The sequence below is a fragment of the Xanthomonas axonopodis genome (assembly GCF_001304695.1).
Classification (GTDB): Bacteria; Pseudomonadota; Gammaproteobacteria; order Xanthomonadales; family Xanthomonadaceae; genus Xanthomonas; species Xanthomonas axonopodis.
On sequence record NZ_JFAQ01000085.1, the window covers coordinates 1 to 12,760 of the forward strand.

Here is a 12,760-nt window from a genome sequence, read left to right on the forward strand (position 1 = left end):
ATGGGATCAAACACCTAGCCTGCAGTCACCACAACAAGAAACCTGCTCTATCTCCCTGCCGCCGATCTTCGGCGGCTTTTTTTTGGCGTTGTCCGGGCTGATGCACAGCAGCCAAGCCCGACCAGGTAAAGCATCACTCCAGCGTATAGCCCACCCGCAAGCCGCCCCAGTGCTTGCGGCCGACGAAGATCGGCGTGGACAGGTCGAACATGATCTGACCGGTATCGCGCCGATACACCTGCAGGCGGTAAGGGTCGGTATGGGCGCCCACGCTGCGCCCGACGCGGTCGGTGAATTTGCGCTTGGTGCGGTTGCCGATCAGATCGCGCTTGGCATCGCCGGTCAACGGCTGGGTGAAGCGCAGATTGTGCGTGGGTACATAGCCATCGGGATTGGCGCAGATGGCGAAGACGATCCACGGATGCGCATCCAGTAGCGGCTCCTGCAATGCGGGCAGCAACTGGTCGCAGAGCGCATCGAAGTCGGTACTGAACTTGGGCGGCTCCACGCCGGCGATCGGCGTATAGGTGAGCGCGAACAAGGCGGACTCGCCGATCTGCCCGCGCACGATGGCCTGCGCCAGGGCACTGCCGATCTTGCCGGCCGTGGCAACGGCCAGCTCCTTGACCCGCGCGTGCCTGGGCACTTGCAGCGGGTCCGGCGGCAACCGGAACAAGCCCACGCAATCGCGCAGTGTTTCAGTGCCGCGCTCCAGCGCTTCGCTGCGTTCGGCCACGTGCGCGGCATGCTGCAGATTGCTGCGGCCCAACGCCACCACGCCATCTACCGCACGCTCGATCCCGCGAATTTCGCCGTCCTGCGCCTGGATGCGCCCGGCCACCGTGGTCATCGCGCTGCTGGCCTGCCCGAGCACGCGGGTGATGCCATCGAGCACCGCTTCGGTGCCACGTGCAGAGGCTGCGCCCTCCCCCACGGCGGCGCTGGTTTCGGCCAGTATCGCGCGGACGTCGCGTGCCGCCGCTGCGGCGCGCTCGGCCAGCCGCCGGATCTCGGTGGCCACCACCGCAAACCCGCGCCCGGCATCGCCGGCATGCGCGGCCTCGATGCTGGCGTTGATCGAGAGGATATTGGTCTGGAACGCCACCGAATCGATGGCTTCGATGACTTCGCCCGCGCGTGACGCACGGCGCTCCACTTCGTGCATCGCCTGGCCCAGCGCATGCGCGGCGGCCACACCTTGCCGCGCACTGTCATCGGCGCTGGCGGCCAGCGCGATCACCTGCGCCAGCTCGGTATTGACGTCCTGCAGGCTGGACGACAGCCGCTCCACCGCAGTGCGCGCACCGTCCAGCGCCCCGTTTTGCGCCTGCGACTGGCGCACCATTTCATCGTTTTCGGCCACCAGCGGCGGCACTTCGGCGGCGATCTGCACCGACAAGGCCACTGCCTGGCGGATGGCCTCGGCCAGATTGCCGAATCCGGCTTGCAGCCGCCGGCCCATCTCGGTTTCTGCCAGTCCCGGCGGCAACAGGAGTTCGAGTTCGCAACCGGCCAGCGCCTGGGCAGTGCGCTCGAGCACCGTGCGGTCTTCGTGCTCGGCTTGCAGACGCGCAACCAGCGGCTGCAGCAGGGGCGAGATCGGCACCGGCCGGCTGCCATCGGCCAGACGCGTGGCCTCGCGCAGCAGGATCGCGGTTTCCACATGCGGCAGCGACAGCATCCAGCCGCCATGCGCGCGGTCGCGCACATAGCGCACGCGCCGGGCCGGATCATCGCCCGGGGCAGCCCAGGCACCTTCTTCGCCCACCAGATCGGCGGCACTCAACCCCCACACCACCGAGGCAGGTGCGCCCTGCAGCTCGGCCGCGGTTTTGCCCAGCACATCCAGGCCGACGCGGTTGCAGGCCACCACACACGCCTCGGCTGACAACCGCAGCAAGGCCACGGGCGCATCCGGGAGCGCGGCCGTCTGGGTCTGCGACGGCGGGTCGGGCTGTTGCATCGAATTCATGAGGGGCTCCTGCTCCATCCCGTGATTAGCGGCGCGCTGCGGCCGGAGTTGAGCGGCAACCTCAACCGTGCCGCGCTCAGTATCCGGCCGCCTGTCCGTCCTTGCGACTTTCCGAAGCACCGTAGTACACGCCGCTGACCAGGTCGCGGGCGATGGCCTGATACCCGCCGTACGGACCGTCGGCAAAGATCACCCGGTGGCCTTTGCGCATCAGCGCGCGGATGGTGTCGTAGGAGAAGCCGGTTTCCAGATTCACCTCGCCACCATCGCTCATCGCGGTGGCCTGCCCGGTCGGTTCGGTGGAGCCCTCGTGCTGGATACGCGGCGCGTCGCCGGCTTCCTGCAGGTTCATGTGGAAGTCCACCAGGTTCATCACGATCTGCACGTGCCCCTGCGGCTGCATGGCCCCGCCCATCACGCCAAAACTCAGCCAGGGCTTGCCGTCTTGCTTGGGTGTCCCCGGTTGTACTTCCTTGAGCGCCTTGTCCATCGAAATCAGCGCGCGCCGCCGGCTGGCGTAGTCCTTGGAGATCAACTTGGCCAGCGGTGCCGGCTGAAACGCCGGGTCGGCGTAGAAGCGCGCGCGGTCGGCGAAGGCCAGCTTCTTGGCCTCGGTAAACAAGTGCACGTGCTCAGCCGAGCCGAACGGAATCTTGGAGAAGTCGTAACCCTCCAGGATATTGAGCATCTGCAACGCGGCGATGCCCTGGCTGTTGGGCGGCAACTCCCACACGTCATAGCCGCGGTAAATGGTGCTGACCGGCTCCACCCACTCACCCTGGTGGCTGGCCATGTCTTCGTAGCTCAGATACCGGCCATTGGCCCTGAAGTAGGCACCGATGGTGCGCGCGATGTCGTCCTTGTAGAACGCATCGCGGCCGCCGTCGGCGATCTGCTGCAGCGTGTTGGCCAGGTTCGGGTTCTTCCACAGCTCGCCCTTGCGCGGGGCGTGGCCGTCGATGGTGAATTGCTCCTTGAAACCCGGGTCAGGTACGCGACGCATCGTCGATGGCCCCCATGACACTGAAAATGAGGTGCCAACCATACCAGCGCGCTGTACCCTGCCGTCCAATCGACACCTGGCAGCGCGCTCGATGCCGCGCAGATGGTGATCCTCGTCAGCGCTTCGTGTACTGCATCGATTATGTTTCATAAGAAACCATGCAGCAGTCACGGGGCTTTGCACGCGACGCAGAACATTAATGCGGATGTTTCATGCGCAAGGGTTGACATCCTGGTTGCCGCGATGATTACCTCAGGCCCATGCCGCACCACTTCACCACCTCGAACGCCCGACTGTCCGCGCCCTCCGGCGTGCTGGCTGCGTCGCTTCTCGTGCTCGTACTTATTACCTCGCCAACCGGTGCGGGACGAGACTTCGTGTAGGCAACAGACACACAAGGCTTCGATCAGACCCCGCACCGGCAACGGCGCGGGGTTTCGCGTTTCAGGGATCACCAAAAGTTTCGAATGACATGAACGACATCACTGCCACATCCGTAACATCGACATGCGCCCAGACGCGCATGGGCGGCCCGTGGTTGCCTGCGCCGTGTCATCGCTCGTCCCCGCTTTGCTCAGCCGGCCAGTGTCCGCACTGCCGGCTGATCCGTTTATTCACTGCCATCTCCACTGCCAACCCCGCAAGGACATTCCATGAGCAACGACACCCAACCGAAAATCGCGATCATCGGCTACGGCAGCCAGGGCCGCGCACATGCGCTGAACCTGCGCGATTCCGGCTTCGACGTCACCGTCGGCCTGCGTGCCGGTGGCCCGACCGAAGCCAAGGCGCAGGCCGATGGCTTCACCGTCATCGCGCCGTCCGAGGCGGTCAAGAGCGCTGACCTGGTGGCCATCCTGACCCCGGACATGGTGCAGAAGAAACTCTATGAGGAGGTCATCGCTCCGAACATGAAGCAGGGCGCCTGCCTGCTGTTCGCGCATGGCCTGAACGTGCACTTCGACATGATCAAACCGCGCGCCGATCTGGACGTGGTGCTGGTCGCGCCCAAGGGTCCGGGCGCATTGGTGCGTCGCGAATACGAGATCGGCCGCGGCGTGCCGTGCATCTATGCGGTGTACCAGGACACCAGCGGCAAGGCCGAGCAGTTTGCGCTGACCTATGCCGGCGGCCTGGGTGGCGCGCGCGCCAACATCATCAAGACCACCTTCAAGGAAGAAACCGAAACCGATCTGTTCGGCGAGCAGGCCGTGCTGTGCGGCGGCGCGTCCTCGCTGGTGCAGGCCGGTTTCGAAGTGCTGGTGGAAGCCGGCTACCAGCCGGAAATCGCATACTACGAAGTGCTGCACGAATTGAAGTTGATCGTGGACCTGTTCTACGAAGGCGGCATCACCCGCATGCTGGAATTCGTTTCCGAAACCGCGCAATACGGCGACTATGTCAGCGGCCCGCGCGTGATCGACGCCAGCACCAAGGCGCGCATGAAGGACGTGCTGACCGACATCCAGAACGGCACCTTCACCAAGAACTGGGTGGCCGAGTACGACGCCGGCCTGCCGAACTACAAAAAATTCAAGCAGGCCGACCTTGAGCACCCAATCGAGGAAGTGGGCAAGAAGCTGCGCGCCAAGATGGTGTGGCTCAACGGGCAACAGCAAGCCGCTGCCGCACCTGCGAATCAACAGGCGGCATAACGCCGCCGCCTCCCCCACCGCTTAAACCGAAGGTCCGCAACGCATGAACACCTCCGCACACAGCACGCCCCGCAATGGCGCGCGCTGGCTGACGCAGGCCCTAGAAGCCGAAGGCGTGGAAACGCTGTTCGGCTATCCGGGCGGCACCATCATGCCGTTCTACGACGCCCTGGTGGATTCCAGGCTCAAGCACATCCTGGTTCGTCACGAACAGGGCGCTGCACTGGCTGCCAACGGCTATGCCCGTGCCAGCGGCCGGGTCGGTGTGTGCGTGGCCACCTCCGGCCCGGGCGCGTCCAACCTGGTCACCGGCATCGCCGACGCCATGCTCGACTCGGTGCCGATGATCTGCCTGACCGGCCAGGTCGCCACGCCGTTGCTTGGCACCGACGCGTTCCAGGAGCTGGACGTGTTCGGCATGACCATGCCGATCGTCAAGCACAGCTTTCTGGTGCGGCGTGTGGAGGAGCTTCCGGAGATGGTGCGCGAGGCATTTCGCATTGCGCGCGAAGGACGTCCCGGGCCGGTGCTGATCGACCTGCCCAAGGATGTGCAGGTGGCAGATGCCTCGCATCTGCCCCTGCATGTTCCGGCAGCGGTGCAGCCACCGCCGGCGCCGACGGACGCGAAACTGGCCGAAGCACTGGCGGCGATCGCCAGCGCCGAACGCCCGGTGGTGTACGGCGGTGGCGGAATCGCGCTGGCTGGCGCGGTGGAGGCGTTCCGGCGCTTCGTCGAAGCCACCGGCATCCCGACCGCGCTGACCTTGCGCGGCCTGGGTGCATTGCCGCATGCGCATCCCGATTACCTTGGCATGCTGGGCATGCACGGCACCCGTGCGGCCAACATGGCCATTCAGGAATGCGATCTGCTGGTGGTGGTCGGTGCGCGGTTCGACGACCGTGCCACCGGCAAACTGAGCGAATTCGCACCGTTCGCGCGCGTCATCCATCTGGATGCCGACGCGTATGAAATTTCCAAGCTGCGCACTGCCGACATCGCAGTGCCCGGCGACGTGGCCACCAGTCTCAAGGCACTGAGCGCAGCGCGGGCCAACTGCCAGGCCTGGCGCACCCGCTGTTTTGCCAACCGCGAAAAATTCGGCGCGCGTTACGACGCGCCCGGGACCGACATCTACGCCCCGGCGCTGCTCAAGCGCCTGAGCGAAGTGGCACCGGCCGACACCATCATCGCCTGCGATGTGGGTCAGCATCAGATGTGGGTGGCGCAGCATTGCCGCTTCAACCATCCGCGCAATCACCTCACCAGCGGCGCACTGGGCACCATGGGCTTTGGCCTGCCGGCCGCGATGGGCGCGCAGTTCGCCTGCCCTGACCGCACCGTGGTGCTGGTCTCCGGCGATGGCAGTTTCATGATGAACGTGCAGGAGCTGGTGACGATTGCGCGCTGCAAGCTGCCGGTGAAGATCGTGCTGCTGGACAACAGCTCGCTGGGCATGGTGCGGCAGTGGCAGGAACTGTTCTTTGCCGAGCGTTACAGCGAAATCGACCTGTCCGACAACCCGGATTTTGCGGCGTTGGCGCAAGTGTTCGGCATTCCGGCCAAGCGCATCATCGCCCGGGGCGATGTGGACGCGGCACTGGCCGACTTGCTGGCGCAGCCCGGTCCCGGCCTGCTGCATGTCGCGATCGACGCGCGTGCCAATGTGTGGCCGCTGGTGCCGCCCAACAACGCCAACAGCACCATGCTGGACAGCAATCCCGCACACGCGGTCAAGGAGACATCGCATGCGATACCGGCTTGATCTGGTGCTGAAGCCGGCAGAAGGCGCGTTGGTGCGGGTAATCGGCATGACCGAACGCCGCGGCTTCCGCCCATGCGCGATCCAGGGCGCAGCGGCGCCTGACGATGCCGGGCGCTGGCATCTGCTGCTGGATGTGGACAGCAACCGTCCGCCGGAAACACTGCGCCTGCAGCTGGAAAAGGTTTACGACTGCGAATCGGTGGTGATCACCGCACTGGAATCGGTCGAGGCGGCGGCATGAGCATGCAGACCTCGCGCGACCATCAGACTGCCGTCCGGAGGTGTCTTCTTCCGGATCGGCCGCGCGCGTGCCGCAATGCCTGATTCCGGCCGCCCTTCCGCACAGGAGCCAGAGGTAGGCGACGTGGCCATCAGCGTGGCCGACGTACTGGCCGCACAGGCACGCCTGCGCAAGTACCTGTCGCCCACGCCGCTGCACTACGCCGAACGCTTCGGTGTGTGGTTGAAGCTGGAGAATCTGCAGCGCACCGGCTCCTACAAGGTGCGCGGCGCCTTGAATGCCTTGCTGGCCGGGCTGGAACGCGGCGACGAGCGCCCGGTGATCTGCGCCTCGGCCGGCAACCATGCGCAAGGCGTGGCGTGGTCGGCGTACCGGCTAGGTGTGCAGGCCATCACGGTGATGCCCTATGGCGCGCCGCAGACCAAGATCGCCGGTGTCGCGCATTGGGGCGCCACCGTACGCCAGCATGGCAACAGCTACGACGAGGCGTACGCATTTGCGCGCGAGCTGGCAGACCAGAACGGCTATCGCTTCCTGTCTGCCTTCGACGACCCGGACGTGATCGCCGGCCAGGGCACAGTCGGCATCGAGCTGGCGGCGCATGCGCCGGACGTGGTGATCGTGCCGATCGGCGGCGGCGGCCTGGCCTCCGGCGTGGCGCTGGCATTGAAATCGCAGGGCGTGCGCGTGGTCGGGGCGCAGGTGGAAGGTGTGGATTCGATGGCGCGCGCCGTCCGCGGCGATCTGCGCGAAATCACACCGGTGCCGACGCTCGCCGACGGCGTGAGGGTCAAGATTCCGGGCCTGCTCACGCGCCGCCTGTGCTCGAGCCTGCTCGACGATGTGGTGATCGTGCGCGAGGCCGAATTGCGCGAAACATTGGTACGCCTGGCACTGGAAGAACACGTCATTGCCGAGGGCGCCGGCGCCCTGGCACTGGCCGCCGGTCGCCGCGTTTCCGGCAAACGCAAATGTGCGGTGGTCTCTGGCGGTAATATCGACGCAACCGTGCTGGCCACACTCTTGTCCGAGGTGCGGCCGCGTCCGCCACGCAAGCCGCGCCGTCGCAATACCGAGCGACTCCGCAACGAACGCAGCGCCAATCCGCCACCCGCCCCACACGTTCTTTCCCGCCCATCCGCAGTCGCTCCAACGCCTGTCACCGCCATCGCCGTAGAGGAGTCTTCCTGGTGAACACGACCGTATCCGACCAGACCCCGCGTATCCGAATTTTCGACACCACCCTGCGCGACGGCGAGCAATCCCCCGGCTGCAGCATGACGCCCCAGCAGAAGCTGGTCATGGCGCGCGCGCTGGACGAACTCGGCGTGGACATCATCGAAACCGGCTTTCCTGCCAGCTCGCATTCGGACCGCGAAGCGGTGGCGATGATGGGCCGGGAACTGCGCCGCCCCACCCTGGCGGTGTTGTCGCGCTGTCTGCAGGCCGATATCGAAACCTCGGCCAAGGCGCTGGAAACAGCCGCAAATCCGCGCCTGCATGTGTTCCTGTCCACCAGCCCGCTGCACCGCGAGCACAAGTTGCGCATGAGCCGCGAGCAGGTGCTGGAATCGGTGCACAGGCATGTGACGCTGGCGCGCGGCTATATCGACGACATCGAATTCTCCGCCGAAGATGCGACCCGCACCGAGGAAGATTTCCTGGCCGAGGTCACCCGCGTTGCGATTTCCGCCGGCGCCACCACCATCAATTTGCCCGACACGGTCGGCTTCACCACGCCGGAAGAAATCCACGGCATGTTCTCGCACCTGATCGCCAGCGTTGACGGTGCCGACAAGGTCATCTTCAGCGCGCACTGCCACAACGATCTGGGCCTGGCGGTGGCCAACTCGCTGGCGGCCATCGAAGGCGGTGCGCGCCAGGTGGAATGCACCATCAATGGCATCGGCGAGCGCGCCGGCAATTGCGCGCTGGAAGAGATCACCATGGCACTGAAGGTGCGTGGTGCGTTCTACAACATCGATTCGGCAATCAATACGCCGCGTATCGTGTCCACGTCGCAATTGTTGCAACGCCTGGTCGGCATGCCGGTGCAGCGCAACAAGGCGGTGGTGGGTGGCAACGCATTCGCGCACGAATCGGGCATTCATCAGCACGGCATGCTGCGCCATCGCGGCACCTACGAAATCATGCGCCCGGAAGATGTGGGCTGGGAGTCCTCACAGATGGTGCTGGGCCGCCACAGCGGCCGCGCCGCGGTCGAGCAGCGCCTGCGTGCGCTGGGTTACCTGCTGGAGGAAGAAGAGGTCAAGCTGGTGTTCGAACAGTTCAAGGCGCTGTGCGAGAAGCAGCGCGTTGTGACCGATGCCGATCTGCAGGCATTGATGCAGGACGCAACGGTGCAGGAAGGCTATCGCCTTGCGTCGATGACCATCAGCGATGTGGGCAGCCGTGCCAATGCGTTGGTGGAGTTGTCCGACCCGGAAGGCAACCGAGTGGCTGAAACCGCCCAAGGTAACGGGCCAGTGGATGCACTGTTCGGTGCCTTGGCCTCGGCAACCGGCGTCAAGCTGGAGTTGGACAGCTACCAGGTGCACAGCGTGGGCATCGGCGCGGACGCGCGCGGCGAAGCCAGCCTGAGCGTGCGCCACGACGGCGTGGAATACGAAGGCACCGGCACCAGCAAGGACATCATCGAAGCCAGCGCGCTTGCGTGGCTCGATGTGGCCAACCGCTTGTTGCGTCAGCGCGAGCGTGGCGTGGTCGCCAGCAAGACGGCGGCGGTGGCGTAGCGCACAGTGCGGCGACCGATCGATCCGATGCGGCCGCCCAGCGAAGCGATATGCCGGCCGCTCGGATCGTAGCCTGATCGTAGGATCGGCAGGAGAAATCGTGATGGCGCCGCCCGGGCTCTGCTCAGCCTTCGCGGCAGCCTGTTGCCCCCGTAGCACAACGCATGCGCACCTCAAAATTTGTAGGTAAAGTTGGCATACAGTTGTCGCCCAATGGCGCTGTAGACGCGTGGAAAGTATGGCCACGCAGTGTAGGTATCGTCGCGCGGGTGGATCCTGTCGAATATGTTCACCACGCTGAGGCCGAGCGTGGCCTTGTCAGTGATCTGCTTGGCGATGTCCGCGTTCCAGATCACGTACGGCGCCACCCGCCCGGTCTCGGCGTAGTTGGGGCGCGAGCCGTATCGATAGCCGTACATGCTGGTCGTCCACTTGCCGACGCTCCAGTTCAGGCGCCAGTTGGTGCGGGTGCGGAACGCCAGGTAATCGACATCGTTCATCACGTCCACCGGCTTGGCACCGGCGAACTGCGCCACCTCCATCTTCAGCACGCGGGTGTAGCCGGCCTGAAGGCCCAGCGCGCCCCAGTCGCCGAGGTCGAGGCGGTAGCGCAGGTTGGCGTCCACGCCGTCGGTGCGCATCAGCGACTGGTTGATCGGGAAGGTCTCGAACGCGGTGATCTGGCCCTCGGCGGTGAGATCGGTGCCAGGGCTGCGGGTCACCGACTGGATGTAGAACTGACAGGCGGCCGACGCGGTATCGACCGGATTGCCCGCGCGATCACGGCCGAGCAGGCAGTTGGCGTTGTTCTCCAGCAGGCTCTCGCTGGAGATTGATTCGACCCGCCCTCCCAGTTCGATGCGGTAGTAGTCCGCGCTCAGCGACAGCGCCGGCAGCACGTCCCAGACCAAGCCCAGTGTGGTCGAGGTGCCCTTCTCCTCTTCCAGCAGCGGATTGGACGACTGGGTGGAGAAGGTCTGGTATTCGTGCGCGCTCGAACAGGCGACCGACAGCGGATCCAGCCCGTCGCGGCGGCATAGGTATTCGTCGGTGACGGTGGGGTTGTTGGCGCTGGTGCCTGCGTAGATCCACAACAGGTCCGGCGCACGGAAACTGGTGGCATGGCTGCCACGCAGCAGCAGACTGTCGAACGGCCGCCATTCCAGCCCGACCTGCCAGGTGGTGGCGTCGTCGACCGAGGTAATGTCGTCGTACTTGTCGTAGCGCCCGGCCAGCGTCGCGTTGAGCCGGCTGAAGATCGGCACACGCAGCTCTACGCCGGCGGCGTAGCGGTCGCGCGGGCCGCCGCCGGGGGTCTGGGTGAGGTTGTAGATGCGCTCGTTGCCGGTGTAGTCCACGGTGGTGCGCGGATCTGGCTGAAGCTCGTACTTCTGCCGCGCCGCCTCCAGCACAGTGGCGATCTGCAGCATGCCGGCCGGCAGTTCAAACAGGTCGCCGCTGAACACGAACTGCGCCTGGTCGGTGCTGGATTCGCCGCGGCTGACCACGTCGGTGGTGAGCTGGTCGTACAGCGCCGCGCTGCCCGGCGCGAACAGCCTGTCGGGATAGAACTGGCGGATCTCGGTGCCGTCCGGGCGATGGCCCAGCACCGGACCCATGTAGTAGTCGCGCACCGCGTTGGTGAGGAAGCGCGGCCGATGCGTGGTGATGTCGTAGCGCGACAGCGACACGCTCGCATCCCAGTCGAAGCGGCCGTCGAACAGCTTGCCGCGCACGCCGGCGTTGAGGTTCCAGGACTTCTCGTCGTACTCGATGTTCTTGATCCCACCCACTTCCGAAGGCAGGAAGATGCGCTGCGCGGTGACCAGGCCCAGGGCCGGGTCGTAGACGGTGAACGCGCCTTCGCCGATGTAGTAGTGGGTCTGACTGGAGCTTTCGTCCTTGGAACGGTTGGCCAGCACCTGCGCGTAGCCGGTGACGCTGTCGCTGAAATCGAAACTGCCGGACAGGTAGCCCGAGGTCTTGCCGTAGCCGTTCTGCACCGAGCGGCCTTCGTAGTAGCCTAACGCACCGCAGCGGTTTGGCGCGGCCAGGTTGTCGGAGGTCTTGTACGGCACGAACGACGGGTTGGTCGCCGCGCAGATCGCGTCCAGCGCGCTGGCCGAAGTCGACAACGCGCCGCCGCTCGGCCACAGATAAGTGTTGCCGCGGCGCAGGTAGACGCCGGAGATCGAGGCATTGGGGCTGACCGGGTCGGCCTTGTTGTCGGGATGGTCGTAGTACGAATCCAGGAAGTCGCGCTGGCGGGCAACGATCGCTTCGCGGTCAAGCCTTTCGAACGCGTAGGTCAGGCTCCAGCGGTCGCCGGTGCGCCCGCCGCTCCATTGCAGCTGGCCGGTATCGCCGCCGCCGCGCGTGGTTGTGCCGCCACGCAGGCGCAGCGTGTTGCCGCTGAAATCGCGCTTGGTGATGATGTTGACCACGCCGGCCACCGCATCGGAGCCATAGATCGCCGAGGCGCCGCCACTCATCACCTCGATACGCTCTACCGCTGCGGCCGGGATGCTGCCCAGGCTGACCGCGGTGCCGTTGGCGCCGTATGACTGCGGATAATCGGCCATGCGCTTGCCGTTGAGCAGGATCAGCTGATAGCCCGGGCCCAGACCACGCAGGTTGAGATATTGGCCATTGGGCGAACTGCCTGTCTGGTCGCTTTCGTTTAACGCGCTGCCGCTGAACTGGGTCAGCGTACCGAGGGATTCCCACACGGTGCTGAAGCCTTGCTTGCGGATGTCCTCGGCAGTGATGACGGTCACCGGCGCCGGACCCTCCACCTGCGCGCGCGCAATGCGCGAGCCGGTAACGGTGATCGTATCCAGCTGGCGCGTGGCGGTTGATGTTTCCTGCGCCGTTGCAAAAAACGACAGCGACGCTCCCACCAGCAACACAAGCAGCAGGCGAGACCGCGGTAGTTGGAAGCCGGAATGTACGCTGTGGACGGACACGCAGATCTTTCCCTACAAACGACGGGTTAACGATGACGATGGCACGCGAGTCGACGCGCGGCCGGCATTCGACGGCAGGCCCAATGCCTACACACCGACACCATCGCACATGCCAGCGATTGCGTAACCGTGCGGACCGAAGATTTGTTTCAATTGCGAAGTCCGGAGGCCACAGTTCCTCGTAGAGACTTCACCGGAGACGACCGGCAGGGACGACCAAGACGCTCGCACGCTACCTGACTTGGACACGCTGTAAATCCGTCCAAGCGGGCCGCACAAACAGCCACGCCGACGCGCGCTCAAACACCGCCGGTGGCTATTGAGGGCAGGTAGATAACGCGGGTTATGGCTGGCCGATCATGCTCGGGAATCGTTCAACCAGCCAAACGAAAATGGTCAGCATCC

The 12,760-nt window shown here is 65.3% G+C and carries 7 protein-coding genes and 1 pseudogene; 5 read left to right on the forward strand and 3 right to left on the reverse strand.

Annotated elements, in window-relative coordinates:
* Positions 1–133 precede the first annotated feature (133 nt).
* Both XAXN_RS08610 and XAXN_RS08615 read right to left on the reverse strand, forming a co-directional pair.
* On the reverse strand, positions 134–1,990 hold the full coding sequence (locus XAXN_RS08610; protein WP_206416653.1) for a methyl-accepting chemotaxis protein: 1,857 nt from the start codon (positions 1,988–1,990) through the stop codon (positions 134–136).
* Positions 1,991–2,048: 58 nt separating this feature from the next.
* Positions 2,049–3,014 (reverse strand): annotated as a pseudogene (locus XAXN_RS08615) (gamma-glutamyltransferase family protein); the annotation flags it as partial.
* Positions 3,015–3,628: 614 nt separating this feature from the next.
* Between XAXN_RS08615 and ilvC the strand changes: the two are divergent.
* From ilvC to XAXN_RS08640, 5 genes are all read left to right on the forward strand, one after another.
* Positions 3,629–4,630, forward strand: a complete 1,002-nt coding sequence (gene ilvC / locus XAXN_RS08620; RefSeq protein WP_042823599.1) for a ketol-acid reductoisomerase — start codon at positions 3,629–3,631, stop codon at positions 4,628–4,630.
* 43 nt (positions 4,631–4,673) lie between these two features.
* A complete protein-coding gene (gene ilvG / locus XAXN_RS08625; protein WP_042823600.1) occupies positions 4,674–6,395 on the forward strand; it encodes an acetolactate synthase 2 catalytic subunit in 1,722 nt (573 codons plus the stop codon).
* Positions 6,379–6,636, forward strand: a complete 258-nt coding sequence (locus XAXN_RS08630; RefSeq protein WP_003483347.1) for an ACT domain-containing protein — start codon at positions 6,379–6,381, stop codon at positions 6,634–6,636. Before ilvG ends, XAXN_RS08630 begins: the two co-directional genes overlap by 17 nt.
* 123 nt (positions 6,637–6,759) lie before the next feature.
* The gene (locus XAXN_RS08635; protein WP_241148108.1) at positions 6,760–7,830 is read left to right on the forward strand and encodes a threonine dehydratase; all 1,071 of its coding nucleotides are present in this window, start codon (positions 6,760–6,762) and stop codon (positions 7,828–7,830) included.
* A complete protein-coding gene (locus XAXN_RS08640; RefSeq protein ID WP_054319235.1) occupies positions 7,827–9,389 on the forward strand; it encodes a 2-isopropylmalate synthase in 1,563 nt (520 codons plus the stop codon). The genes XAXN_RS08635 and XAXN_RS08640 overlap by 4 nt, the downstream gene beginning before the upstream one ends.
* A 173-nt stretch (positions 9,390–9,562) precedes the next feature.
* Here the strand turns inward: XAXN_RS08640 and XAXN_RS08645 are convergent, their stop codons facing one another.
* Entirely contained in the window at positions 9,563–12,289 is a 2,727-nt protein-coding gene (locus XAXN_RS08645; RefSeq protein WP_245149947.1) for a TonB-dependent receptor plug domain-containing protein, read from the reverse strand.
* Positions 12,290–12,760 lie beyond the last annotated feature (471 nt).